Source organism: Bradyrhizobium sp. BRP19, assembly GCF_020194195.1.
Lineage (GTDB): Bacteria > Pseudomonadota > Alphaproteobacteria > Rhizobiales > Xanthobacteraceae > Bradyrhizobium > Bradyrhizobium yuanmingense.
On the sequence record NZ_JADYVZ010000002.1, the window covers coordinates 929214 to 954280 of the forward strand.

Below are 25067 nucleotides of genomic sequence, written 5' to 3' on the forward strand. Positions count from 1 at the left end.
TGACTACGATTCTCAGGTTGTTAATCGGAGCGAACGACCCGCGGTAATTCCCTTCACTCGACGAGACATTCTGTACTCGATGGTCATGCGATGCCGGCAGCACTCAAGGAGAACATTGTTCCCGTCCCTGGGCAGATCGAAACCCGGCTCTGGCTCCAATTGCTGTCGCTGCATGGTGAGCTGTTCGCCTCGCTCAATTCGATGCTGAGTTCGGAGTTCGGCCTGTCGCTGGCAAAATTCGACGTGCTGGCCCAGCTCGATCGTTACCAGGAGGGCCTCGCGCTCGGGCAATTGTCGCAAAATCTGAAGGTGACCGGCGGCAATGTCTCGGGGCTGGTGCAACGTCTTCTCGCCGACGACCTCATCAGCAGGGAGATGTCGAGCGAGGACCGGCGGTCCTTCATCGTGCGCCTGACGCCGAAAGGCGAAGCGCTGTTCCGGCAGGCCGCCGAAATCCACAAGAAGCATCTCGCCAGACGGCTCGAGAACGTCCCGGCCCGGGAGCTGGACACCGCGCTGTCCGTGCTGAAATCGCTTTCCTCGAAACTTCATACCGAGAGCAAGAAGCAAAGTCGCAAGAGATAATGGCCAGAGAATCCAAGAGCAGATGGAAGTCGGGTCCGCCGAGGACGAGGGACCAGCTGCAAACCTATATTCCGTATCTGTTCAACCGGCTCGCCAATCGCTGGAACCTGGATCAGAACCGCGATTTGAGCGAGCACGGCATCAACAATGTCGTGTTCCGGACGCTGTCGGTGCTGTTCATCTACAAGACCCTCACCGTCAACGAGGTCGCCGTTCTCGCGGTGACCGAACAGTCGACGGCGAGCCGCATGGTCGAGTCCATGGTGTCGTCGGGCCTCGTCAAGCGCGAGATCGCCGAGGAGGACCAGCGCCGCCGCGTCGTCGGCCTGACGCCGGAGGGCGAAGCGCTGCTGCGCAAGATCTGGCCGATCATGGCGAACAATTACGACAGGCTGGTCGCGGGCATCGAGCCCGACGACATCGAGGTCTGCGCGCGCGTGCTGGCCAAGATGGTCGAGAATATCCGCCAGAACCAGATCTAGAACGCGCGCGTCAAGGCCCGAGGCCGACGAGGCTGGTACCGCCGCAGACATAGAGCACCTGGCCGGTGACGAAATCGGAGTGCTCGTCGAGGAAGAACGAGATTGCGTGCGCGACGTCCTCGCGCGATCCGAGCCGCCCGACCGGAACGTTGCGCGCCATCCGCTCCTGCTGCTCGGAGCCGTTCGGGATGATGCCCCAGAAATTATCGGTCAGGATCGGCCCCGGAGCGACGACGTTCACGGTGATGCCGCTCGCGGCAAGCTCCAGCGCCCAGGTCCTTGCCATGCCGTGCACGCCGGCCTTGGTGGCCGAATAGGCCGAGCGCGTCACTGCCCCCATCGCGGCGCGCGAAGAGACGAACACGATGCGCCCGAAGCGGCGCGCACGCATCCCTTCCAGCGCCGCCTGGGTCAGGAGCATCGGCGCGCCCAGATGCAACTGCGCCAGCATCAATATGTCTTCCGGCTTGGCGTCGGGCAGCAGGTTCGGCAGGATGATTCCGGCATTGTGGACCAGGCTGTCGACGGCGTGATCCCGGCAGATCTCCTGCGCGATCGCACGCGTCTGTTCGATATCGGTGAGGTCGGCGCGATAGGCCGCGAGCAGATCATGGGTCCAGCCGGGCTTCTCCAGCCCGACCGAGACCACGCGCTGCCCGCGCGCGACGAGCTTCTTCGCCAGGGCCTCGCCGATCCCCGAATTGCCGCCGGTGATGAGGGTGGTGCGGATCTTGCTCATGATCAGACCTTCTTTGATCAGACCTTCTTGATCAGACCTTCTTGATCAGACCTTCTTGATTAGACTTGCCGCTTCTTGAGGTCACGCAGATCGAGGAACGCGCCCTCGCCCATCAGCTTCCCGACGAAATCCTTCAACCCGCCGCGCTGGATCTTCTCGGTCGCGGTCAGCGGCAGGCTGTCGACGAAGCAGATCCAGCCCGGCGCCTTGTAATAGGCCATCTGCTCAAGGCTCCAGCGCACGATCTCTTCGGCGAGCGCACGGTCGGCGCCGGCCTTCTCAGTGATGATGACCGCCGCAACCTCGTCGCCGCGCACCTGATCCGGCGTCGCCGCAACCGCGGCCTGCCGGATCGCGGGATGGCGGTTGAGGACGGATTCGACCTCGACCGCGGCGATGTTCTCGCCGGAGCGACGGATCACGTTCTTCTTGCGATCGACGAAGTGCAGATCGCCGTCCGCATCGCGCGACACGATATCGCCGGTGTGCAGCCAGCCGCCGGCCCACGCCTCGGTGGTGGCAGCCTCGTTCTTGAGATATTCGCGAAAGAAGCCGTAGCGCGGATCGGCGCCGGCGCGCCGCACCAACAGCTCGCCGGGCACATCGAGGGGGGCATCATTGCCGCCGTCATCGACGATCCGAACCTCGATCTCGGGGGCCGGGCGGCCAAAACAGCTGGTGCCGACCTTGCGCGGCTCGACATTGGCGGCGATGACGCCGCCGCTGCCGGTCTCGGTCATGGCCCAGGCCTCCAGCAGCGGAAAGCCGAAGCGCTGCTCGAACGTCGCATGCAACAGCTTGTCGACGCCGGCGCCGAAGCCGAAGCGTACGCTGTGCGCGCGGTCCAGCTCCGATGGCGGCGCGCTCATCAGCATCGAGGGCATCACGCCGAGATAATGCAGGCAGGTGGCACGGCTGTCGCGCACCGAGGCCCACCAGCTGCGCGGGTGGAAGCGATCGAGCATGGTCAGGCAGCCGCCGACCGACAGCATCGCCATCAGAGACACCGCCATCGCGTTCATGTGGAACAGCGGCAGCGGCGTGATCATACGCTCGCCGTTTGGCTTGAGGTCGATCAGCCCGCCGACGTCGCGATACCAGTTTCCGCAATGCAGGAAATAGGTGTTGGTGAGCACGCAGCCCTTGGGCTGGCCCGTCGTCCCCGACGTATAGAGCAGCGCGCATTCGCTCCCCTCGCTAGCTGAGGTCGAGGACCGCGCACCGCCGAAGGGAGCGGGAACGTCGTCCTGATCGTCCACGACAGGGATTGGCCGGCCGGCCTGACGCGCGGCCAGCTCCACCTCCTCGCGCCGTTCGGTGAGGACGAACGCAGCATTCATCTCGGAATGCCCGATGATGTATTCGAGCTCGCTGAGACGGAGGTCCGGATTGATCGGCACCACCGAGACGCCGAGCGCATTGAGCGCGAACCACAGCTCGATGAAGACGGGCCTGTTCTGGAGCAGCAGCCCGACCCGGTGGCCTTCGCCGTAGCCGCGGCTCGCAAACGCTACGCGCCGGCGCTCGACCCGGTCGAGCATCGCGCGGTAGGAAATCTCGCCCGCCGCAATGCCGTAGATGCCTGCCGTCTCCGGCAGCACGTTGAGGAAACCCGCTTCGCCGCGGCGGAGCGCGGTCTCTTGAAAACGGGCATGGACAGTAGTCGCAGCGGACAAGGCAGTCTCACATGAAAAGCTGGATGTTGCCGAACGGCGCATCGAAATTGACGAGATCGACGCGCTTGAGCTTGATCTTCAGGGCATCGCCGACCTGCACGAGCTCGTGCGAGGCCCATCCCGAATAGCGCTCCAGCATATCGCCGCGCGTCTCGGTGTAGATGTAGGAGGTCCGGGCCTTGAACATTCCGGCAGCAGGATCGCACGCGACGATCCGCGGTGCCTGGAGCAGATGATGGCAACGGCTCTTCGGCTTCTGGCTGAAGGTGCGCTCGCCGGCGAGCCGCTCGACCCGCACCTTCAGGAGCAGCAGATCCTCGTACATCAGGGACGGCTGCAGCACCGGATCCTGCTGCTGCCATTCCAGCGGCATCCAATAACGCCCTTCGGGGTGAAACAGATCGAGCCAGGCCTGCCACTCCATGGTGTCGAGCAGCTCCGCCTCGCGATAGATGAAGTCCGTGATGGTGTTCTCGCCGATCATTCCGCGGCCTCGATGCGCTCGTCCATGCCCATGGTGATGAATTTCGCCCAGGCGTGAAACTGGTTCCGCATCTGCCGCTCGGACGTGCCGTTGATCACCGCCGTGACGTCCTGCTCTTCATGGCCGTCGTAGAGCCGCCGCAGATTGACCCATTGATTGCCGTTGGACTTCAGTCCTTCCTGCGCCCGCTCATACATTTCGAGGTCGTCGTGGCCGACAATCGAGGTCGGCGCGTTGATGAAGCGGTTGTACATCAATGCGCGCTCGTAAAGCTTGTCGGGGGCGCCGACCAGGCGATAGACCCAGCTCTCGACCAGCGTCTTGTCGACCGCGATCGGGATGAAATTGCGCAGGATCTGGACAGCGCCTTTCACCATGATGTTCGGGAAGTAGACGGTGTTGTGCCTGACTTCGCCAAGGATCTCATGCGCGCGCTGCTCGCCATAGGCTGCGACCATCTGGTCCAGATAGCCCGGGATATCAGAGTAGTTCGAATGGATGGAGTTGGCGACGCCGGTGTGGCCGTGGCCGTTCGGCCAGATCCGGATGCCGCTCTGCTCGTAGAACTCGTACGGGCTCATGAAGGGACCGTAGAGCTGTACCGCCATCGGTGTTTCCGTGGAATCGCCCTGCTCGCGCTTCCAGACCTTGACCGCGGTGCCGGCCGAGCTCTCATGCGCCACCATCGGATGGCAGGTGTCGGTCTGGTTCTCGACCAGCATCTTCCAATTGCACGTGTGCATGTAGCGGATCGGCGTCGCCTGGACTGCGAGCTTGCCCTCCGGCGAGCGGTCGACCATGTTGTCGATGGTCGAAAGACTTTCGCCGAAATAATCCTCGAAGGAGACGCCTGAAACGCTCAGGCGAGCGAAGATGAAATCGCGGTAGATGACGACGTTCCTGACCTTCGACAACCCCTCATTCGCCTGGGTGTCGCCGAAGCCGGTGCCCTCGTAGCCCTTCTTCAGCGGGATCGCGAGCAGCGAACCGTCAGTCTTGAAAGACCATGCGTGATAGGGGCAGCGGAAGAACTTTCCGGTGTTGCCGCAGGGTTCGGACGCGATCTTCACGCCTTTGTGCGGGCAGCGATTGTAGAACACATGGATGGAGCCGTCGGTATGACGGCTGGCCATGACCGGCTGCCGGCCGATATTGGCGGTGATGAAATCGCCGGGTTTTGCAAGTTGACTGGCATGGCCGACATAGACCCAGCTGTTGGGAAACAGATGCTCCATCTCGAGATCGAAGATCTCGGGGTCGACATAGACGTCGCGATGCACCTCGGCCTCGCGCACCAGCGCCGCAATCGCGTGGGCATTCCCGCCGTATCTTTTCATGGCGTCCCTCGTCTCCCCTAGAGATCCAGCACCAGTCGTTCCGACTTCGCGCGTGACACGCAGATCTGCATGACCTTGTTGGACGCCCTCTCCTCGTCGCTGAGGATGACGTCGCGATGATCGGGGACTCCCGCGATCACGCCGCACTGGCAAATGCCGCAATCGCCGCGCCGGCAGTCGTAGAGCACGTCGAAACCGGCCGCCTCCAGCGCCTCGATGATGGTCTGCCCCGCAGCAACGCCGACAACCTGCCCGGTCGACTTGATCTCGACCTCGAACGGCCGGTCAGGCGATGACGGCTGCTCGGACTTGAAGAGCTCGTAATGAACGCGATCGGCTGCCACCCCGGCGGCGGCCGCACCGGCCTTCACCGCCTCGATCATGCCCGAAGGGCCACAGACATAGACGTGGGCGTTTGCTGCGGCATCGCCGAGCGCCGCGGCAATGTCGAGGCGGGATTCATCGCTGTCGTAGTGGACGGACAGCCCTCCGGCGCAGATCTCCTGCAATTGCGGCAGGAACGCCAGCAATCCTTGCGTGCGCCCGGCATAGTGCAGGCGATATGAGCTTCCCCGCGCCGCCAGTTCCGCCGCCATCGACAGAACGGGCGTGATGCCGATGCCGCCGGCGAACAGCAGCGCCGGCGCTGCTCCCTCGTGCAGTCGGAAATTGTTGACCGGCGCGCTCGCCTTCACGACGTCGCCGACCTTGAGCGCGTGCATGAACTGCGAGCCGCCGCTCGAAGCCTCCTCGCGCAGGACACCAAGCGCCAGCGCATCTTCAGGAAGTCCCGGCAACGCCATCAGCGAGTACGGCCGGTCTCCGCCATTCGGGAGCGCGACGCGGAGATGCGCGCCTGCCTGCCATTGCGGCAGGACGCCGTCCTCCACACCAAACACAAGGCTCCGTATGAACGGCGTCTCCGCGACATACGACCTGACCTTGAGCTTGAGCGGATGCACGTCCATTCAGGCATCTCACGGATTATATGAATTTGCATATTTTTAGACATGTAATAATTCGCTTGTCAATCGTCAGCGTGGGGCAGGTCCGGATGATGCAATCAATGGATCGCCAGCTGGCGTCTCGGGCGATCGCCCGCCGGCAACGTCAGTGGCCAGCCGGGGGGCTCGCTACCGGCTTGCCGCCGGTCGTCAGGCCCGGCGCATCATGCGCTCTCCTGCGCTCGGCATCGAGCAAGGATACAAGGGGCGAAAGCCGGCGGTAATGGCGATCCGGTGATACTTCGAGGCACCTGCCCATCTCGGCACGCAGCTCACGAATGCAAGCTGGCCGACTTCATTCCAGAAATCAGAACTTACAACCTGACAGCGCCGCTCCTCCCCACGTGAGGGCACGTCGCGATCAAGCGGCAGCTGCCTGGTACAGGCACTCGCGAAGCCAGGCGTGGCCTTTGTCCTCCTGATTGCGCGGATGCCACAGCGCGACGATGCGAGCGGGCGGCAGATCGAGCGGCGGGGGCGTGAGATCGAGCTCGTGGGCGAAGCGGATCAGGAAGCGCCGCGGAAGGGTGCAGATGCAGTCGCTGTGCGCAAGGATGACCGGCGCCAGCGCATAGGTCTGGATCGAGACGGCAACGCGCCGGGAGCGGCCGAGCACCGCCAGCGCGTCGTCGACCAGGCCCGAGAAACCGCCGCCATCGGCGGAGATCAGCAGATGGTCGAGCGCGCAAAAGCTGTCGAGATCGAGCGGACCGATGCCGCGGGGATGACCCTTGCGCTGTGCGGACAGGAAGCCGTCTTCGAACAGCGGCCGCTGCATCAGCTCGCCATGTGCGCGGTCGGCGCCCGTCACCAGGATGTCGATCTCTCCCCTTTCGAGCTGATCCACGACATCGCGCGCGGGGTGAACAAGGGCGAGCCGCGCCCGCTCGGCCATCCCGGTCAAGCGCGCGACCAGGCCGGGCGCCAGCGTCACGGCCGGATTCTCGTGGATGGCAACGATGAAGGTACGCTGGCTCTTGGCGGGGTCGAACTCAGCCGGCCCCTCCACCATGCGACGAAGCTTGCCGAGCACGTCCGCAAGCGCCGTCTGCAACTCCACCGCCCGCGTCGTCGGCACGACGCCGCGCCCGCTCGCGGCGGGTACGAACAGCGGATCGGCAAAGATCTGCCGCAGCCGGTTCAGCCGCGCCGAGAGCGCAGGCTGCCCGATATTGAGCCGGGAGGCCGCGCGCGTCACGTTCCGCTCGCGCAGGAGAGCCTCCAGAGCCAGCAACAGACCGAGGTCGATCTCGGCGAGATCGTTATCATCGGCCGGCCGACCCCGGCCGTGTTCCGCATCCTGCATCGGTGGCACCTCCGTCTGGGGCATGTCGCGACCGCGACGAGCCGCGATACGAGGGTTAGGGCCAAAACGCCGGCGTGAAAAGCTGAGCCAGCGTCCTTTCCGATATCGACCATGTCGATGGGACCTATCGAGCCCGCGACTCTCCCCAAGGCCTGGCGCGCTTCGTACCTCACCGTCACCGCGGCCCGGGCAACCAGCCCTACGCCGCGGTCCAGTGGAGGACATCTTGATGATTCACGCGGCCAAGACCTATCACGTCGGCGAAGCATCCATCACGCGGATCGACGAGTTGCGGCTTGCCGCATTCAAGTTCGACGCGCTCTATCCGGGAGGCGAGCCGCGGGCGCTGGAGCGCCATCGCGACAGCCTGGAGGCGGGCTCGTTCGATGCTGCGACCGGTACCTTCATCCAAAGCATTCACAGCTGGGTGGTCAGGACACCGCACCACACGATCCTGATCGACACGGCCACCGGCAACGACAAGAACCGGCCGGAGATTCCGCCGCTTCACCGGCTCAACGAACCGTTCCTGGCGCGGCTGGCCGCAGCGGGCGTCACGCCGGAGCAGGTCGACTACGTGCTGCTCACCCACGTGCATGCCGATCACGTCGGCTGGAACACCCGTCTCGTCGACGGACGCTGGGTCCCGACCTTCCCGAATGCGACCTACGTCTTCTCCGCGATCGAGCAGGCCTATGGCGAGAGCCTCGCGACGGGCACAGAGCCGACCGGAACGGCCCGCCCTGCCCCGTCCCTCGGCCCCGCGCTGCGCAAGCCGGCCGACCATGTCTATGACGACAGCGTCCGGCCGGTGATCGAGGCCGGACTTGCCAGACTCATCGCAGTGGACGGGAGCGAGGCCATCGAGGGCATCTCGTTCGTCCCGACGCCCGGCCACAGCGTCGATCACGCCTCCATCCGCCTCGTCTCGCGTGGAGAGGAGGCGCTGTTCGCCGGAGACGTGATGCACCATCCGCTCCAGGTCTATGAGCCTTCGCTCAATTCCTGCTTCTGCGAATTCCCGGAAGCCGCGTTGCGCTCGCGCGCCTTCGTGCTGGAGGGCGCTGCCGAGCGGGGCTCAACCATCTTCACCACCCATTTCGCACAGTCATCGGTCGGCCGCGTCAGCCGCACCGGAGGACGCTTCACCTGGCAATTCGTCTGAACGGAGAACGATCATGAACCAGCACGCCAGCGCGCGCGTCGACAGGCCCAAGATCGTGGTCGAGGATCTCATGATCCCGAGCGACACGGCGGGAATTTCGCTTCACTTGCGCAACAAGCGCCCCGCGGCGCTCGAGACCTTCTCCGCCGAGCGAACCATCCTGATGATGCACGGCGCGACCTATTCATCGGGAAGCCTTTTCGATACGCCGCTCGGTGGCCTCTCGTTCATGGATCATCTCGCCGGCCATGGCTACGACGTCTTCGCGCTCGACGTGCGCGGCTATGGCCAATCGACCCGCCCGTCCGAGATGGACGCGCCGCCGGAGCAGTCCGCACCGCTCGTGCGCACCGAAGCCGGCGTGCGTGACCTCGCCAGCGCCGTCGCACACATCCTGAAGCAGCGCAGGATCGCGCGCCTCAATCTGGTTGCCATGTCCTGGGGCGGCTCGGTGGCCGGCGCTTACACTGCAGGCAACAACGACAAGGTCGTCAAGCTCGCGCTGGTCGCGCCGCTTTGGGTGCTGCAGGGCCCAGCTCCGATCGATGCAGGCGGGCGCCTCGGCGGCTATCGCAACGTTCGCGTGCTGGACTTCAGGACGCGCTGGCTCTCGGCTGCGCCGGAAGCGGCACGATCGAGCTTGATCCCGGCGGGCGGCTTCGAGCTCTGGGCCAATATATCCCTCGCAACCGACCCGCTAGGTTGCGCGCAAACGCCTGCCGTCATGCGTGCAGTCAACGGCCCGATCCTGGACATCCGCGAATACTGGGCCGCGGGCAAGAGGCTCTATGACGCCGCCGACATTCGCGTGCCCGTGCTCCTGGTCCACGCGGAATGGGACCAGGACGTTCCTATCGTCTCGGCGCAGAACTTCTTCCTTTCGTTGAAGCATGCGCCATACCGGCGATGGGTCGAGATTGGCGAAGGCACGCACATGGTTCTGCTGGAGAAAAACCGTCTGCAGGCGTTCGATGCGATCAACCAGTTTCTCGGCGAAGATTACAGCTAGCGCGGCGTCCTGCTGCACCGCGAAAATCACTCGCGCCGCAACATTCAAAAATGAGACTGCCGGTCAAGCCGAACGAGGCCGCGATGGGTGCAGCGCATCCGACTTCGGTTAGCTTTCCTCCAAAGCCGCGGGCTTCGAGAGCCACGGGCACCATACGGTTCGTCGCGGCAACAAGCGATGACACAGGGAGGAGCACATGTCGAAATGCAGCATCGGACTGCTCGCGTTGAGCAGCCTGTTTCTTTCGGGCGCGGCGATCGCCCAGGAAAAGATCAAGGTGGGCGTGACCGCAACGCTCGAGGGCACCTACACGGTGCTCGGCGAGGACGGCATGCGCGGCCACCAAACCGCGCTTAACGTGCTCGGCAAGAAGGTCGGCGACAAGGAACTCGAATTCATCGTCGCTTCGACCGATGCAACGCCGGACTCCGCCGTGCGCGCCGTGCGCAAGCTGATCGAGCAGGACAAGGTGCAGATCCTGCTGTCGCCGCTCTCCGGCGACGAAGGCATCGCGGTCAAGAATTTTGCCAAGAGCCATCCCGGGCTGACGTTCATCAATGCCGCATCCGGTGCGCAGGAAACGACCTATGTCGACCCGGCACCGAACTTCTTCCGCTACAACATGGACGGCGCGCAGTGGCAGATCGGCCTCGGCAAATACGCCTATGAAGAGAAGAAGTATCGCAAGATCGCGACCGTCGGCGAGGACTATTCCTTCATCTATACCCAGGTGTTCGGGCTGGTGCTCGAGTTCTGCGGCATGGGCGGACAGGTCACCAACCGGCAATGGGTGCCGCTGGGAACGAAGGACTTCGCCTCCGTCATCGCTGCCCTGCCCGACGACGTCGATGCCATCTATCTCGGGCTTGGCGGCGCCGACGCCGTCAACTTCCTCAACCAGTATCAGCAGGCCGGCGGCAAGGCGCATCTGATGGGCGGTTCCATCATGATCGACCAGACCATCCTGTCGTCGAAGGGCAACGCCAAGAACGCGCTGATCGGAACCATCGCGGCGAGCGGACAGGCCGACACCTGGGAGGATCCGGGCTGGCAGAAATTCGTGAAGGCCTATCAAGACGCCTTCCCGCCCAACAAGCGCTTCCCGAGCCCGTCGCTGCTCGCCACCAACTACTATAATTCAACCATGGCGCTGATCCTCGCACTGCGTCAGGTCAACGGCGATCTCTCCAACAACCAGGCCAAGTACAAGGAAGCACTGGCGAAGATCGAGCTCGACGCACCGAACGGCAAGATCAAGCTCGACTCCAACCGCCAGGCGATCGGCACCAACTTCGTCACCGAAGTCGTCGACGACGGCAAGGGCGCGCTGTTCAGCAAGGTCGTGAAGGTGATCCCGAACGTGAACCAGACGCTCGGCTACGACCCGGCCGTGTTCTCCAAGATCGGGCTGCCGAGCCGCACCGTGCCGGAATGTAAGAAGTACTGACGCATCACATCAGGCAGACGCAACCGGGGAGCGACTCGCTGACGCGGTCGCTCTCCGCTCTTGCAATCTCGGCGGTGTTGTTGAAGGCTGGCCGAAAAGACAAGAACATTCGGGAGGGGAAGGCATGAGCCGTGCGCTCGCCGTCTTCCATGGCCGCTTCGGCCGGGCGACGGTTTATCAGTTGAACCGGCCTTTCAATATCCACGCCCATCGCGAAGGTCATCTGATCTTCCATGTCGGCGGCATGTCGGCATGCATCGATGTCTCCGACGGGCATTACGATCTCACCGAGACGTCGGTCGTCGCCGTCAATCCCTGGGAACCGCACAACTTTCTGCCGACCGATCTTGAGGGCGGCGCCATCTTCTTCGTGCTCTACGTCAACGCCGAATGGTTTGCGCCGGATGCCTCCGGCTCCGACCGGTTGCGCTTCGGCCGCACCCAGTTCAAGCGCACGCCAGCACTCGACAAGCACATCAGGCGGACCGCCGCGCTCGTGTGCGGCGCACCATCGCTCTCCAGTCTCGATTCCGAGCTGAGGCGGCTGATCGACATCTGCTACGACGAAAGCTGGCAGCAGGCCGAGATCGCGCGCGATGCGCGCGCAGGCGGCGCCGTCACCGACTTTCGCGTCCGCAAGTGCATCAAGATGATGTCGGAGAGCCCCGGCGCTGAAATCGAGCTCGACGCCATCGCGCGCGAATCCGGCCTGTCGCGACCGCATTTCTACCGGCTGTTCCGCGTGCAGACCGGCGTCACGCCGAACCTCTATCTCAACACGCTGATCATGGAACAGGCGCTCGAAGCGCTGGTGGCGAGCGAGGTACCGATCGCCGACATCGGCTTCGATCTCGGCTTCTCCTCGCAGAGCGGTTTCACGCGCTTTTTTGCCGCCAATGTCGGGATGGCCCCGACCGATTATCGTCGCGCCGCCAAGGTTTTGCGCGCCTGAGCGCAGGCCACGAAAAGATACTCACGATCAAATGTCGCCCTCGCCGCTTGGCTAGGATGCCGGCAACGCGATCCCGGAAAAGAGGATCGCGCGTGACGGGAGGACGTTCGCTCATGGCAGGGCCAGCAGCCGGCAACGGCTTGCATGCCCCCTCGCCCCGCTTGCGGGGAGAGGGTCTGGGTGAGGAGGAGTCTCCGCAAGTGCGGCGGCAGTTTGGCTTGCGGAGAGTCCCCCTCACCCGGCGCTACGCGTCGACCTCTCCCCGCAAGCGGGGCGAGGTGAAGCCATGAACCGCTTCGTCGAACGCCATCCGGCCTGGGCGCTGATTACGATCATCGCGATTGCGGTCGCGCTCTGGCTGACCTTTGCGGTCTGGCCGCCGGGGCTGGAAGAGGCGATCGGCCGCAAGCGCGTCTTCCTCAACGCGGTCTTCAATGGCATCACGCTCGGTGGCCTCTACTTCCTGGTCGCCAGCGGCTTCACGCTGATCTTCGGCCTGATGCGCAACGTCAACCTCGCGCACGGTTCGCTCTATCTGTTCGGCGGCTATATCGGTTATGCCATCAGCACATCGTCCGGCTCGTGGATCCTCGGCTTCATCGTCGCCTTTGTCCTGACCGCCTTTGTCGGCGTGCTGCTGCAGGTGATCGTGTTCCGCCGGATGGAGGGCCAGGATCTCAGGCAAACAATGGTGACGATCGGGCTCTCGATCGTGTTTGCCGATCTCATGCTGTGGGCCTGCGGCGGCGACTTCTACCAGATCCAGACCCCGAAATGGCTGATCGGTCCCATCGAGCTGCCGCTGGTGACTGCGATCAAATCCTCGGGCGATCCGGTCTACCTCAGATATCCACTCGTCAGGCTCGTGATCTTCGTGGCCTCCGTGGTGATCGGCGTCGCGATGTGGCTCGCGCTCAACCGCACCCGGATCGGCATGATCATCCGCGCCGGCGTCGACGACCGCGATATTCTCGCCGCGACGGGCGTGCGCATCCAGCTCGTCTTCGTCGGGGTGTTCGCCTTCGGCGCGGGGCTTGCCGGCATCGCTGGCGTCGTCGGCGGCACCTTCCAGTCATTGTCGCCCGGCGAAGACATCCGTTTCCTGCTGGCGTCCCTCGTCGTCGTGATCGTGGGCGGCATGGGCTCGATTCCGGGCGCCGCGCTCGGCGCGCTGATCATCGGCCTCGCCGAGCAGCTCGGCTCGGTCTACATCCCGACCTACGCCATCGTCGTGACCTTCCTGATCATGGTGCTGGTGCTGGCTATCCGGCCGCAAGGCCTGTTGGCGAGGCGCTGAGATGTCGCTCGCCCACGATGCCCCAGTTGCCGTAGGCCGCGCCACCAAGGCGCAGCCCCCCGCCCGGACATGGCCGGAGATCAACAACCCCGCTGCCTGGGCCGTCGCGGCCATTCTCCTGATCATGCCGCTGATCGCGAGCAGCTTTTTTCTGATCGAGATATTCGCGAGCACGCTGATCCTCGGCACCGTGGCGCTGAGCCTGATGTTTCTTGCCGGCTATGGCGGCATGGTCAGCCTGATGCAGCTCACCATCGCGGGCTTCTCGGCCTACATGGTCGCGGTGTTCGGCGTCAGCGGCAACCCCAATATCAGCCTGGGCTGGCCGTGGTGGCTCGCGGTGCCGATGGCGCTCGCGCTGGCGACCGCCTTCGGCACGCTCGGCGGCGCGCTCGCGGTGCGCACCGAAGGCATCTACACCATCATGATCACGCTCGCGATCGGAGCGGCCTTCTACTATTTCACCAACCAGAACTGGGCGATCTTCAACGGTCATACCGGCATCAACACCGTGGCCACGCCACACTTCTGGGGCGTGAACTGGCGCGCCGACATTCCCTTCTATTACATCGTGCTGGCGGTCGCCGCGCTCTGCTATTTCGCGGTCGAATACCTCTCGCGCGCGCCGTTCGGCCTGGCGCTCCAGGGTGTGCGCGACAATCCGCGGCGCATGGCGGCGCTCGGCTTCAACGTCAATGCGCACCGCGTCGCGGCCTATGCTTTCGCGTCTTTCGTCGCCGCGCTGGCCGGCGTGCTCCAGGTCTGGAACTATCGCCAGATCTCGCCGGGTTCGGTCAGCGTCGGCGCCTGCATCGACGTGCTGATCATCGCCGTCGTCGGCGGCATCACGCGCCCGATCGGGCCCTTCATCGGCGCGCTGATCTTCGTGCTGCTGCGCACCTTCGCGCTCGACTTCCTGGTCCGACTCGGACTCGACGGCAACCGCTTCCGCCTGCTGATCGGGCTCGGCTTCCTCGCCATCGTGTTCTGGTCCTCGGACGGCGTCATCGGCCTCTGGCAGCGCTGGCGCCAGCATCAACGGCGCGAGGTGAGCCGCACCAGTGGAGGGCGCGGCCATGGATAGCGTCGCCCAACGCCTCTCCGCAGTCGGTGCCGGCGCTGCGCTGGAGCTGCGCGGCGTGACGCGGCTGTTCGGCGCGCTCGCCGCGCTGACCGACGTCACCATCACCGTGCGACCGGGCGAGCGGCGTGCCGTGCTCGGCTCCAACGGTGCCGGCAAGACCACGCTGTTCAACTGCATCACGGGCGACTTCCCACCCTCCTCCGGCACCATCCGCTTCTTCGGCGAGGACGTCACGCACTTCCCGCCCTATGAGCGCATCCGCCGCGGGCTGCGCCGCACCTACCAGATTTCGGCGCTGTTCCCCGGCCTCACCGTGCAGGACAACGTCTATCTCGCCTGCCGCGGCGTGTCGCGCGGACGCTTCTCGTTCCTACGACCGGGGCAGAACGATGGCCTGATGCACGCGGCCGACAATCTCGTGCAGGCCGTCCATCTATCCGCCGTGAAGGACCAGCGCGTGGCCGAGCTCGCCCACGGCCAGCAGCGCCAGCTCGAGATCGCGCTGGCGCTCGCGGGCGCGCCGCGCTTCGTGCTGTTCGACGAGCCGGCCGCGGGCTTGTCGCCGACGGAACGGGCCGAGCTGATTGAGATCCTGACCTCCCTGCCCGCGCACATCGGCTACATCATCATCGAGCACGACATGGACGTTGCGCTGCGGGTCGTCGAGAGCGTCACGATGATGCACAACGGCCGCGTCTTCAAGGAAGGCCTGCCGGAAGAGATCCAGTCCGACCCCGAGGTGCAGGAGCTCTATCTCGGAGGCGGCCATGAATGAGGTCCGCCGCAGCAATCCGGCGCTCGAGGTTCGCGGCCTCGACGTCTATTACGGCCACTCGCACGCGCTGCAAGGCGTCGATCTCGTGCTTGATAGCGGCGTGTTCTCCGTCGTCGGCCGCAACGGCATGGGCAAGACCACGCTGTGCAAGGCGATCATGGGGCTGGTCGGCGTGAGCGGCGGCTCGATCCGCGTCCGCGGCGAGGATGTCACGCGGCGGCCGCCGGCCCAGATCGCCCGGCTCGGCGTCGGCTACGTGCCGCAGGGACGCCGCCTCTGGCGCTCGCTCAGCGTCGACGAGCATCTGCAGCTCGCCGGCGGCCTGCGCTCGGGCGCCTGGACCGTCGAGCGAATCTACGACACATTCCCGCGCCTCGCCGAGCGCAAGGGCCACGGCGGCGGCCAGCTCTCCGGCGGCGAGCAGCAGATGCTGGCGATCTCGCGCGCGCTGCTCACCAACCCTCACTTGCTCATTATGGACGAGCCGACCGAAGGCCTCGCGCCCGTCATCGTCGCGCAGGTCGAGGAGATGCTGCTGCAGCTGGGCGAAGACGGTGACATGTCCGTGCTCGTGATCGAGCAGAACATCGGCGTCGCCACCGCGATCTCGCGCAACGTCGCGATCATGGTCAACGGCCGCATCAACCGCATTATCGACTCCGCGCGCCTTGCCGCGGACCGCGAGCTGCAGCAGCGCCTGCTCGGCGTCGGGCTTCATGCGGAGCTCGAACCGGATATCGAAATCGCCGCATCCGGCGCCGAAACGAAGCCGGCGCCGGCGCCACGGCGCGACGGGCCGGTGCGCATCTACATCTCCAATCCGACGCTGCCGACGCGATGGTCGCAACCGGTGCCGATCGCCCGCATCGAGGCCGCGGCGCGGACGCTCTCGACGCAGGTCGCCCGGCTCGACGAGACGGCGCGGCGCAAGCACGAACCGGTGGCGGCGCAGGCTTCGGGCCCGCCGGTGGTGCTGGTCGTCGGCACGCTCGATACCAAGGGCCAGGAGCTGCGCTACATCCGCGACATCATAGCCGAAAGCGGCCTGCGCACGCGGTTGGTCGACGTCTCGACCAGCGGCAAGCATTCCTCCTGCGATGTCTCCGCGCAGGAGATCGCCCTGAACCACGGCCGCGGCGGCTCCGCCGTGTTCGGCACCGATCGCGGAGCCGCCGTGACCGCGATGGCAGATGCGTTTGCCAATTGGCTGCGGCGCCAAGGCAATGTCGCCGGCGTGATCTCGGCAGGCGGTTCCGGCGCGGCCTCGCTGGTCGCCCCGGGGATGCGGGCCCTGCCCGTCGGCGTTCCCAAGCTGATCATCTCATCCGTCGCCTCGGGCGATGTCGGCCCCTATGTCGGCCCGGCCGACATCACCATGATGTACTCCGTCACCGACGTTCAGGGGCTCAATTCGATCTCACGCGCGGTGCTGGCCAACGGCGCCAACGCGCTCGCCGGCATGGTCAAGGCGCGGCTCGAGGACCGCGAGGCAAAAGAGCGAACCGCCGGCGCCGGGCTGCCTTCAGTCGGCATCACCATGTTCGGCGTTACCACGCCGGCCGTGCAGAAGATCGCGGCCGAGCTGCGCGATCATTTCGAATGCCTGGTCTTTCACGCCACCGGCATCGGCGGCCGGTCCATGGAGAAGCTCGTCGAATCCGGTCAGCTCGCCGGCGTCATCGACCTCACCACGACCGAGATCTGTGACCTCATGATGGGCGGCGTATTTCCCGCCGCCGAGGACCGCTTTGGCGCGATCATCCGCAGCCGCCTGCCCTATGTCGGCTCGGTGGGCGCGCTCGACATGGTCAATTTCGGCGCGCCTGACACCATTCCCGAGCGCTATCGCGGCCGCAAATTCCACGTCCACAATCCACAGGTGACGTTGATGCGGACGACGGCGGAAGAGAACGAGCGCATGGGCCGCTGGATCGGCGAGCGGCTCAACCAGATGGATGGCCCGGTGCGTTTCTTCCTGCCCGAGGGCGGCGTCTCGGCCCTCGACGCGCGAGGTCAGCCGTTCTGGGATCCGGATGCCGACGCCGCGCTGTTCCGCACATTGGAGCGGACCGTGCGGCAGACCGGCAACCGCCAGCTCATTCGCATCCCCAAGAACATCAACGATCCCGATTTCGCCGCCGCCATCGTCAGTGCGTTCCGAAACCTGTTCGGGCGGACCGGTGTGCGGCGGAGACTCGCGAGGTGACCGATGGCCAGGTTTGAACGCGCGGCGCTGCTGAAGAGGTTTCGCGACATGGCAAGGCGCGGCGAGCCGATCGTCGGCGGCGGCGCCGGCACGGGGCTGTCAGCCAAATGCGAGGAAGCCGGCGGCGTCGACCTCATCGTCATCTACAATTCCGGCCGCTACCGCATGGCCGGGCGTGGCTCGCTCGCGGGCCTGATGGCGTATGGCGATGCCAACGCCATCGTGCTGGAAATGGCGAGCGAGGTGCTCCCCGTGGTCGACCAGACCCCGGTGCTGGCGGGCGTCAACGGCACCGATCCCTTCCGCGACATGGACGTCTTTCTCGACCAGCTGAAGGCACTTGGCTTCGCAGGCGTCCAGAACTTTCCGACCGTCGGCCTGATCGACGGTACCTTCCGCGCCAATCTCGAAGAGACCGGCATGTCCTACGCGCTCGAGATCGACATGATCGCCAAGGCACACGACAAGGACATGCTGACCACGCCCTACGTGTTCAGCGAGAAGGAAGCCGCGGCGATGGCGATCGCCGGCGCTGACATCATCGTCTGCCACATGGGCCTGACGACCGGCGGCACGATCGGTGCGCAAACCGCCTTGAGGCTCAAGGACTGCCCGGCGCGGATCGACACCTGGGCCAGCGCCGCGCTCAGCGTCAATCCGGACATCCTGGTGCTGGCGCATGGCGGCCCGATCGCCGATCCCGCGGACGCCGATTTCATCATGAAGAACACCCGTCATTGCCACGGCTTCTACGGGGCGTCCTCGATGGAGCGGCTGCCGGTGGAGCGGGCGCTGACGGAACAAGTGAGGCAATTCAAGGCGATCGGCGCGCGATAACGCCTGATAGGTTCGAGGGAGGGAAAGATGTCAGGGATGTTGGTCGGTGAATTGATCCTCTGGCTGATCGTCGCGATCATCGTGATCGTGGTTGGCGTCTATATCGTGAACTGGCTGTACCACCGCTCCTCCAAGGAGACCTCGTTCGTCCGCACCGGCTTCCTCGGCGAACGCGTGGTGATCAATGGCGGCGCCTTCGTGCTGCCGTTCATCCACGACTACACGCCCGTCAACATGAACGTGCTGCCGATGGGCATCGTGCGTTCGAAGCAGGATGCCGTGATCACCCGCGACCGCATGCGCGTCGACATCGAGGCCGACTTCTACGTCCGCGTTCAGCCGACTCGGGAGGCCGTCTCGATTGCCGCGGCGACACTCGGCCGCCGAACCTTGGAACCCGGGCAGCTCCACGCACTGCTGGCCGGCAAGTTCATCTCCGCGATCCGCTCGGTCGCCTCCGAGATGACCATGGAGGAGATGCACGAACGTCGCGGCGACTACGTCGCGCGGGTCAAGACCGAAGCGGCGGAAGCTCTCGCCCAGAACGGCCTCGAGCTGGAGTCGGTCGCGATCACCGATCTTGACCAGACTGACCTCGAATTCTTCAACCCCTCGAACCGGTTCGACGCCGAAGGCCTGACCCGCTTGATGGAGGACATCGAGGCCAGGCGGAAGCTGCGCAACGACATCGAGCAGGATTCGATGATCAAGATCCGCTCCCGCAACCTGGAAGCCGAGCGGCAGGCGCTCGAGATCGAGCGCGAGAGCGAGACCGCGCGCCTGGAGCAGGAACGCGACATCGAGATGCGCCGCGCGCTTCAGCGCACCGAAGTCGCGCGAGAGCGGGCCCTGCGCGAGACCGAGGCCGAACAGGCGCAGATTTCCGCCCGTGAGGCCATCGAGCGCGCCCGCATCGCCAATGAGCAGGCGATCGCCGAGGCCCGCATCGCCTCCGAGCGCGAGACCCGCCAGAAAGAGATCGAGCGAACCCGCACCATCGAGGAAAAGGAGCTGCTGGCGCGCGAGGAGATCGAGAAGACCCGGATCGCCAACCAGCGCTCGATCGACACCACACGCATCGCCTCGGAACGCGAAGTCCGCCAGCGCGAGATCGAGCGGATGCGCACAGTCGAGGAAGCCGAGATCGCCGCGCGCGAGGCAATCGAGAAAGCCCGCATCCAGCAGGACCGCGTCGTCACCGACGCCCGCATCGCCAACGAGGAAGAGACGCGGCGCCGCGAGATCGAGCGGACGCGCGCGGTCGACGAGGCCGAGATTGCCGCACGCGAGGCCACCGAAAAGGCGCGCATCGCCCAGACGCTGATCGTCAATGTCGAGCGCATCTCCTCGGACGAGCGCACCCGCGCGCTGGAAATCCAGCAGGTGCGGACCATCCAGGAGGCCGAGATCGAAGCGCAGCGCGCGGTCGAGGCCGCCCGCATTGCCCGGGAGCGGACGCTGGCTGCCGAGCGCATCGCTGCCGAGCAGAACACACGGCAGCTGGAGATCGAGCGCAACCAGGCGCTGGACGTCGCCGGCATCGCCGCGCGCGAGACCACGGAAGCCTCGCGCATCGCCCAGGAGGAGCGCGTGCGCTCCCTGGAGATCGCCCGCAACCGCGCCGTCGAGGAAGCTGACATCGCCTCGCGCGAGGCGATCGAGGCGGCCCGCATCGCCCAGGAAAAGGCGGTTGCGGCCGAGCGCATCCAGGCCGAACGGGAGACGCGCGCGCTCGAAATCGAGCGGACCGGCGTCCTCGAGGCGGCCGAGCTGAAGCGGCGCGACGCCATCGAGCGGCAGCGCATCACGGTCGACCTGGCGCTCGAGGCCGAGCGCATCAATTCCTCCAAGAAGCGCGAAGTGCTCAACATCGAGCAGAAGAAGGCGATCGAGATCGCGGACGAGGACCGCGTCATCGCGCTGTCGACCAAGAAGTCCGAGCGGATCGACGCCGACCGCCAGGTCCGGCAGGCCGAGATCGTGGCGCGCAAGGAGGTCGAGACCACCGACGTTTCGCGCGAGCAGGCGCTGGAGGCCGCCCGCATCGAGCGGCGCCGCGCCATCGAGCAGCTCGAGGTCGCCCGCGTCCAGTCGCTCCAGGAGGCCGAGATTGCTGCGCGCGAGGAAGTCGAGCGTGCCCGCATCGCCTCCGACCGCGGCCTCGACGAGGCCCGCATCGGCCGCGAGCGCGAGCTGCGCAAGCTCGAGGTCAATCGTGAGAAGGACGTCGAGACGGTGCTGATGGAGAAGGCGATCGCGATCCATCAGAAGTCGCTGGAGGAGTCGGCCGCGCGCGCGGCCGCCGAGGAGGCGCGGATCCGGGCGACCGAAGCCGCCGAGCGCGTCGTCACCGCCCGCGAGAGCGAGATCGCCAAACGGCGCAAGACCGTCGAGGTTCTGCTGGCGGAGAAGCAGGCCGAAGAGACCCGCATCGCCGCCGAAGCCGAGCGCGTGCGCGCCGCGGTCGAAGCCGAAGCGCAACGCATGCTGAACGAAGCCGAGAACGTGCTGACCGACCAGGCACGCTATTCGCTGTTCCGCAGAAAGCTGCTCGACCGCATCGAGGGCATCGTGCGCGAGAGCGTCAAGCCGATGGAGAAGATCGAAGGCATCCGCATCCTCCAGGTCGACGGCCTCAACGGCAACGGCCACGGCAACGGCAATGGCGGCCGCAGCGCCACCGACGAGGTGATCGACTCGGCGCTACGCTACCGAGTCCAGGCGCCGCTGATCGACTCGATCCTGTCGGATATCGGCGTCGAAGGCGGCAGCCTGGCCAAGATGCCGGGGCTGATCCGCGAGGCCCGCGACATGCAGGGCATCAAGGAGGCCGCGCGCAAGGGTGGCGGCGGAGGTGGTGGCGGTGGTGACAAGCCGGCTGCCGCTCCGCCTGCGACTGAGGGCGGCGAGCCGCCGGCCGAGCGCGGGCCGCGGAAGAAGAGCTGAGGTCTTAAGCAATGGCCCGCGTCTACGTCTCCACCGTCGTCAACGCCCGCAACGACCGCGTCTGGGCGCGGGTGCGCGATTTCAATGGCCTGCCGAACTGGCATCCGGCCATAGCCGAAAGCCGGATCGAGGGCGGCGAGCCCGCCGACAAGATCGGTTGCGTCAGGGATTTCCGGCTGCGCAACGGCGACCGCATCCGCGAGAAGCTGCTCGGCCTCTCCGACTACGACATGTTCTGCACCTACTCGATCCTGGAATCGCCGATGGGCGTCGAGAACTACGTCGCCACCCTGCGCCTGACGCCCGTCACCGACGGCGACCAGACGTTTATGGAATGGACCGCGGAATTCGACTGCGCGCCGGAACGGGAGACCGAGCTCGTCAACAATATCGGCGGCGGAGTGTTCCAGGGCGGCTTCGACGCGTTGAAGCGCGTGTTCGGAGGCTAGCCGTGCCGCATATCGTCAAGAGCACGATCCTGAACGCACCGACGGACGCGGTGTGGGACGTGCTGCGCGATTTCAACGGGCACGACCGCTGGCACCCGGCGGTTGCGACCTCCTCCATCGAACGCGCGCAATCCGCCGACAAGATCGGCTGCGTCAGGCGGTTCAAGCTGAAGGACGGCTCGGAGCTGCGCGAGCAGCTGCTGGCGCTGTCCGACCTCGAGCAGACCTTCAGCTATTGCCTGCTCGATACGCCGGTCCCGATGTTCAACTACGTCGCCCATGTCCGGCTGCTGCCGGTCACCGACGGCGACCGCACCTTCTGGCACTGGGAGTCGCGATTCACGACGAAGCCGGAGGACAAGGACCGCGTCAGCCACATGGTGGCCGAAGGCATCTATCAGGCCGGATTCGAAGCGATCCGCCGCCATCTGAAGGAGGCCGCTTAAGCCATGGCCGTGACGGTAAAGACCTTTACGAATGCGAGCGAGGCGGCTGGCGCGCTGTCGTCGGACCGGAGCGCGCGCTATCTCGGCGGCGGCACGCTGGTGATGCGCGCGCTGAACGAAGGAGACGTCTCGATCTCGACGATCGTCCGGGCGCAGGACCAGGCGCTGACCCGGATCGACGCCTCAAGTCCACGCATCACGCTGGGCGCCGGCGTCACCTTCGCGCGCGTGCTCGCCGAGCGCGACCTCACCTTCCTGCATGCGCCCGCCCGCTCGATCGGCGGTCCCGCCGTCCGCAACATGGGCACGGTCGGCGGCAATCTGTTCGCGCCGAACCCTTACGGCGATTTCACCGTGGCGCTGCTGGCGCTCGACGCCACCATTGCGGTTCAAGGCGGCTTCGGCTCGCGCGATATTCCGATTGAGGAGTTCCTGCAGGGGCGTGAGCGCCAGGCCGGGACGTTGGTGCTGTCGGTGTCCTGCACGCGGCCGGCAAGCAGCGAGGCGTTCCGATATCGCAAGATCGCGCGCATCAAGCCGAAGGGCGGCTCGGTGATCACGCTTGCCGCGCATCTGCCGGTCAGCGGCGGACGGATCGCGGGTGCACGGATTGCGCTAGGCTCGATGGCGCCGACCCAGATCCGCGCTCGCGCCGCCGAGCGCGCGCTGGAGGGCCGCTCGCTGGATGCGGCGACCATCGCAGCTGCGGCCTCTGCCGCCACAGAAGGAACATCGCCCTCAGACAACGCGCTCGGCAGCGCCTGGTATCGCCGCGAGATCGTCGGCGTGCATCTGCGGCGCCTGCTGTCGGGACAGGAATAGCTCGCCATGACAAAAATCCCCCTGCAGTTTCGCCACAACGGCCGCGACGTCGCGATCTTCGTCGACGGCGGCACCAACCTGCTCGTCGCGCTGCGCGAGCTGATCGGCGACATGACGCCGAAATTCGGCTGCGGCCAGGGTGGCTGCGGCACATGCAGCGTGCTGATCGATGGCGAGCTTCACCTCTCCTGCCTGACGCTCGCCGAGACCGTCGCGGGCCGCTCGGTCGAGACGCTCGACGGCATGAAGCAAGGCCCGAACCTGCATCCGCTGCAGCGCGCCTTTGCCGACAATTTCGCCGCCCAGTGCGGCTATTGCACGCCGGGCATGCTGATGGCCGCAAAGGCGCTGCTCGACCGCAATCCCGCCCCAAGCCGCGCCGACGTGATCGAGGCGATTTCCGGCAATATCTGCCGCTGCACCGGCTACGAGCCGATCATCAATGCCATCCTCGCCGCCGCGGGCGGCCGGGCAAGCGCCTGAGGTCAGACCATGCTGGAACTGCGCAAGGACATCTTCGCCGACGAGCGCGACGACAATCTCAAGGAGATCGGCAAGGGCACGCAGCGGCAGGACATGCTCGGCCACATCACGGGCACGTCCAGCTATTTCAACGACCACAAGCTGCAGGGCATGCTGCACCTGAAGGTCGTTCGTTCGACCCAGGCCCATGCAAGGCTGCGCCGCATCGATACCACCGAGGCCGAGCGCTCGGCCGGCGTGCGCCGGATCATCCGTGGCGCGGACGTGCCACGCAACCTCAACACGCTGCTCAGCCTGATCAACTTCGGCAAGGACGACGAGCCGTCGCTGGCGGTCGACAAGGTCCGCTACAAGGGCGAACCGATCCTCGCTATCGTCGCCGACAGCGAGCGCGAGGCGTTCGAGGCGATCGCAAAAGTCAGGATCGATTACGAGCCGCTGCCGGCCGTGTTCGACGTCGAGGATGCGCTGAAGCCGGGTGCGCCCGTCGTCAACGAGACCTATCCGAAGAACGCCTTCATCTATCATGACGTCTACGACCACCAGCGCCTGCGCTTTGGCGATGCCGATGCCGCGCTCGCAACCGCCGACCACGTGCTCGAGCAGCGCTACCAGATGTCGCCGATCGAGCACGCGCCGACCGAGACCAACGGCGCGATCGCCGCGCCCGATACCAACGGCCGCTACGTCGTCTATACCTCGACGCAGGCACTGTTCTTCTCGGTCGACACCTGCGCCAAGATCCTCGACGTGCCCTCCAACACCTTCCACTTCATCGGCGGCACCGTCGGCGGCGGCTTTGGCGGCAAGGTCGACACCTTGACCGAGCCGCTCGCGATCCTCGGCGCCATGTTGACGGGGCGCCCCGTCCGCTACGTGTTCGGCCGCGAGGAGGAGATGCAGTACGGCCCGCCGCGCGGCGCCGAGCGCATCTACATCAAGGACGGCGTGATGCGCGACGGCCGCATCGTCGCGCGCAAGATCCGCGCCTATTTCGACAGCGGCGCCTATACGCGGCTGTCGAGCTATGCCGCCGTGAAATGCGCCGCGCACCTGCCGGGCCCCTACACCATCCCGAACGTCTATGGCGACGTCTATTGCGTCTTCACGAACCGCACGCCGGCGACCGCCATGCGCGGCTTCGGCGTCACTGCGATGGACTTCGCCATCGAATGTCAGATGGACAAGCTCGCAAACCTCGTCGGCATGGACCCCATGGAGTTCCGGATTCTGAACGCCTATCGCGACGGCGACATGAAGGCGCACCGGCGCGAGGCCAAGAACACCGCGCTGATCGAGTGCGTCCAGGTTGCCGCCGAGAAGGCCAAATGGCCGATCCGCGACGAGTTTAAGCGCGCCTCCTCGCGCAAGGACGGCGGCGGCAGCCGCGCCGTGATCCCGCCAACACCGACGGATTCGCGCAGCCGGCCCGCTGCGCCGGCGCAGCAGCGCACGACCTACGACCGCGCGCCGGTGACGGCGACAAGAGAGCCGCCGCGCGAACCACCTCCGCCGGCGCCGCCACCTCCCCCGCCC

Annotated in this window: 23 protein-coding genes; 17 read left to right on the forward strand and 6 right to left on the reverse strand. The window is 65.7% G+C overall.

Annotated features, from left to right (window positions below):
- Window positions 1-90 precede the first annotated feature (90 nt).
- Window positions 91-585, forward strand: coding sequence for a MarR family winged helix-turn-helix transcriptional regulator (locus I6F36_RS10135; RefSeq protein WP_225137884.1), 495 nt, complete (start codon window positions 91-93; stop codon window positions 583-585).
- Window positions 585-1067 carry a MarR family winged helix-turn-helix transcriptional regulator gene (locus I6F36_RS10140; protein WP_036023816.1) on the forward strand — a complete coding sequence of 161 codons (483 nt, stop codon included), beginning with the start codon at window positions 585-587 and terminating at the stop codon, window positions 1065-1067. Before I6F36_RS10135 ends, I6F36_RS10140 begins: the two co-directional genes overlap by 1 nt.
- Window positions 1068-1077: 10 nt before the next feature.
- On the opposite strand, the gene I6F36_RS10145 is transcribed toward I6F36_RS10140, so the two are convergent.
- The 6 genes from I6F36_RS10145 to I6F36_RS10170 form a co-directional block, all read right to left on the reverse strand.
- Entirely contained in the window at window positions 1078-1806 is a 729-nt protein-coding gene (locus I6F36_RS10145; RefSeq protein ID WP_225171360.1) for an SDR family NAD(P)-dependent oxidoreductase, read from the reverse strand.
- A gap of 59 nt (window positions 1807-1865) precedes the next feature.
- Window positions 1866-3482, reverse strand: a complete 1617-nt coding sequence (locus I6F36_RS10150; RefSeq protein WP_225171361.1) for an ATP-dependent acyl-CoA ligase — start codon at window positions 3480-3482, stop codon at window positions 1866-1868.
- 7 nt (window positions 3483-3489) lie between these two features.
- On the reverse strand, window positions 3490-3966 hold the full coding sequence (locus tag I6F36_RS10155; protein WP_225171362.1) for an aromatic-ring-hydroxylating dioxygenase subunit beta: 477 nt from the start codon (window positions 3964-3966) through the stop codon (window positions 3490-3492).
- On the reverse strand, window positions 3963-5303 hold the full coding sequence (locus I6F36_RS10160; RefSeq protein WP_225171363.1) for a Rieske 2Fe-2S domain-containing protein: 1341 nt from the start codon (window positions 5301-5303) through the stop codon (window positions 3963-3965). Before I6F36_RS10160 ends, I6F36_RS10155 begins: the two co-directional genes overlap by 4 nt.
- Before the next feature lie 17 nt (window positions 5304-5320).
- A complete protein-coding gene (locus I6F36_RS10165; RefSeq protein WP_109144195.1) occupies window positions 5321-6271 on the reverse strand; it encodes a PDR/VanB family oxidoreductase in 951 nt (316 codons plus the stop codon).
- A 397-nt stretch (window positions 6272-6668) separates the two neighbouring features.
- On the reverse strand, window positions 6669-7613 hold the full coding sequence (locus I6F36_RS10170; RefSeq protein ID WP_225171364.1) for a LysR family transcriptional regulator: 945 nt from the start codon (window positions 7611-7613) through the stop codon (window positions 6669-6671).
- Between the two features lie 229 nt (window positions 7614-7842).
- Here I6F36_RS10170 and I6F36_RS10175 point away from each other — a divergent pair, with 229 nt between their 5' ends.
- The 15 genes from I6F36_RS10175 to I6F36_RS10245 all read left to right on the forward strand — a co-directional run.
- Window positions 7843-8778 (forward strand): MBL fold metallo-hydrolase, encoded by a 936-nt coding sequence (locus tag I6F36_RS10175; protein WP_225171385.1) that lies wholly within the window; start codon window positions 7843-7845, stop codon window positions 8776-8778.
- Window positions 8779-8791: 13 nt separating this feature from the next.
- Window positions 8792-9787, forward strand: coding sequence for an alpha/beta hydrolase (locus I6F36_RS10180; protein WP_225171365.1), 996 nt, complete (start codon window positions 8792-8794; stop codon window positions 9785-9787).
- Between the two features lie 196 nt (window positions 9788-9983).
- A complete protein-coding gene (locus I6F36_RS10185) occupies window positions 9984-11234 on the forward strand; it encodes an ABC transporter substrate-binding protein (RefSeq protein ID WP_036013367.1) in 1251 nt (416 codons plus the stop codon).
- 124 nt (window positions 11235-11358) lie between these two features.
- Window positions 11359-12186: a helix-turn-helix transcriptional regulator gene (locus I6F36_RS10190; protein ID WP_225171366.1), complete on the forward strand. Its 828-nt coding sequence runs from the start codon at window positions 11359-11361 to the stop codon at window positions 12184-12186.
- A gap of 286 nt (window positions 12187-12472) precedes the next feature.
- Entirely contained in the window at window positions 12473-13483 is a 1011-nt protein-coding gene (locus tag I6F36_RS10195; RefSeq protein WP_225145842.1) for a branched-chain amino acid ABC transporter permease, read from the forward strand.
- Between the two features lies 1 nt (window position 13484).
- A complete protein-coding gene (locus tag I6F36_RS10200; protein WP_036013349.1) occupies window positions 13485-14567 on the forward strand; it encodes a branched-chain amino acid ABC transporter permease in 1083 nt (360 codons plus the stop codon).
- Window positions 14560-15342, forward strand: a complete 783-nt coding sequence (locus I6F36_RS10205; RefSeq protein ID WP_225171367.1) for an ABC transporter ATP-binding protein — start codon at window positions 14560-14562, stop codon at window positions 15340-15342. The genes I6F36_RS10200 and I6F36_RS10205 overlap by 8 nt, the downstream gene beginning before the upstream one ends.
- On the forward strand, window positions 15335-17548 hold the full coding sequence (locus I6F36_RS10210) for an ABC transporter permease (RefSeq protein ID WP_225171368.1): 2214 nt from the start codon (window positions 15335-15337) through the stop codon (window positions 17546-17548). The genes I6F36_RS10205 and I6F36_RS10210 overlap by 8 nt, the downstream gene beginning before the upstream one ends.
- A gap of 3 nt (window positions 17549-17551) precedes the next feature.
- The gene (locus I6F36_RS10215) at window positions 17552-18385 is read left to right on the forward strand and encodes a phosphoenolpyruvate hydrolase family protein (RefSeq protein ID WP_225112742.1); all 834 of its coding nucleotides are present in this window, start codon (window positions 17552-17554) and stop codon (window positions 18383-18385) included.
- Window positions 18386-18412: 27 nt separating this feature from the next.
- Window positions 18413-21331 (forward strand): flotillin family protein, encoded by a 2919-nt coding sequence (locus tag I6F36_RS10220; RefSeq protein ID WP_225171369.1) that lies wholly within the window; start codon window positions 18413-18415, stop codon window positions 21329-21331.
- Between the two features lie 11 nt (window positions 21332-21342).
- Window positions 21343-21780: an SRPBCC family protein gene (locus I6F36_RS10225; protein WP_035699161.1), complete on the forward strand. Its 438-nt coding sequence runs from the start codon at window positions 21343-21345 to the stop codon at window positions 21778-21780.
- A 2-nt stretch (window positions 21781-21782) separates the two neighbouring features.
- Entirely contained in the window at window positions 21783-22226 is a 444-nt protein-coding gene (locus I6F36_RS10230) for an SRPBCC family protein (RefSeq protein ID WP_225171370.1), read from the forward strand.
- 3 nt (window positions 22227-22229) lie between these two features.
- On the forward strand, window positions 22230-23048 hold the full coding sequence (locus tag I6F36_RS10235; protein ID WP_036013341.1) for a xanthine dehydrogenase family protein subunit M: 819 nt from the start codon (window positions 22230-22232) through the stop codon (window positions 23046-23048).
- A gap of 6 nt (window positions 23049-23054) precedes the next feature.
- Entirely contained in the window at window positions 23055-23531 is a 477-nt protein-coding gene (locus I6F36_RS10240; protein ID WP_036023772.1) for a (2Fe-2S)-binding protein, read from the forward strand.
- A 9-nt stretch (window positions 23532-23540) separates the two neighbouring features.
- A partial coding sequence (locus I6F36_RS10245; protein WP_225171371.1) for a xanthine dehydrogenase family protein molybdopterin-binding subunit occupies window positions 23541-25067 on the forward strand: 1527 nt, incomplete at its 3' end.

Bases quoted from the DNA above. Each gene is read 5' to 3' on its own strand.
- I6F36_RS10135 (WP_225137884.1), top strand. From the start codon at position 91: ATGCCGGCAGCACTCAAGGAGAACATTGTTCCCGTCCCTGGGCAGATC.
- I6F36_RS10140 (WP_036023816.1), top strand. From the start codon at position 585: ATGGCCAGAGAATCCAAGAGCAGATGGAAGTCGGGTCCGCCGAGGACG.
- I6F36_RS10145 (WP_225171360.1), bottom strand. From the start codon at position 1,806: ATGAGCAAGATCCGCACCACCCTCATCACCGGCGGCAATTCGGGGATC.
- I6F36_RS10155 (WP_225171362.1), bottom strand. From the start codon at position 3,966: ATGATCGGCGAGAACACCATCACGGACTTCATCTATCGCGAGGCGGAG.
- I6F36_RS10160 (WP_225171363.1), bottom strand. From the start codon at position 5,303: ATGAAAAGATACGGCGGGAATGCCCACGCGATTGCGGCGCTGGTGCGC.
- I6F36_RS10165 (WP_109144195.1), bottom strand. From the start codon at position 6,271: ATGGACGTGCATCCGCTCAAGCTCAAGGTCAGGTCGTATGTCGCGGAG.
- I6F36_RS10170 (WP_225171364.1), bottom strand. From the start codon at position 7,613: ATGCAGGATGCGGAACACGGCCGGGGTCGGCCGGCCGATGATAACGAT.
- I6F36_RS10175 (WP_225171385.1), top strand. From the start codon at position 7,843: ATGATTCACGCGGCCAAGACCTATCACGTCGGCGAAGCATCCATCACG.
- I6F36_RS10180 (WP_225171365.1), top strand. From the start codon at position 8,792: ATGAACCAGCACGCCAGCGCGCGCGTCGACAGGCCCAAGATCGTGGTC.
- I6F36_RS10185 (WP_036013367.1), top strand. From the start codon at position 9,984: ATGTCGAAATGCAGCATCGGACTGCTCGCGTTGAGCAGCCTGTTTCTT.
- I6F36_RS10190 (WP_225171366.1), top strand. From the start codon at position 11,359: ATGAGCCGTGCGCTCGCCGTCTTCCATGGCCGCTTCGGCCGGGCGACG.
- I6F36_RS10195 (WP_225145842.1), top strand. From the start codon at position 12,473: ATGAACCGCTTCGTCGAACGCCATCCGGCCTGGGCGCTGATTACGATC.
- I6F36_RS10200 (WP_036013349.1), top strand. From the start codon at position 13,485: ATGTCGCTCGCCCACGATGCCCCAGTTGCCGTAGGCCGCGCCACCAAG.
- I6F36_RS10205 (WP_225171367.1), top strand. From the start codon at position 14,560: ATGGATAGCGTCGCCCAACGCCTCTCCGCAGTCGGTGCCGGCGCTGCG.
- I6F36_RS10210 (WP_225171368.1), top strand. From the start codon at position 15,335: ATGAATGAGGTCCGCCGCAGCAATCCGGCGCTCGAGGTTCGCGGCCTC.
- I6F36_RS10215 (WP_225112742.1), top strand. From the start codon at position 17,552: ATGGCCAGGTTTGAACGCGCGGCGCTGCTGAAGAGGTTTCGCGACATG.
- I6F36_RS10220 (WP_225171369.1), top strand. From the start codon at position 18,413: ATGTCAGGGATGTTGGTCGGTGAATTGATCCTCTGGCTGATCGTCGCG.
- I6F36_RS10225 (WP_035699161.1), top strand. From the start codon at position 21,343: ATGGCCCGCGTCTACGTCTCCACCGTCGTCAACGCCCGCAACGACCGC.
- I6F36_RS10235 (WP_036013341.1), top strand. From the start codon at position 22,230: ATGGCCGTGACGGTAAAGACCTTTACGAATGCGAGCGAGGCGGCTGGC.
- I6F36_RS10240 (WP_036023772.1), top strand. From the start codon at position 23,055: ATGACAAAAATCCCCCTGCAGTTTCGCCACAACGGCCGCGACGTCGCG.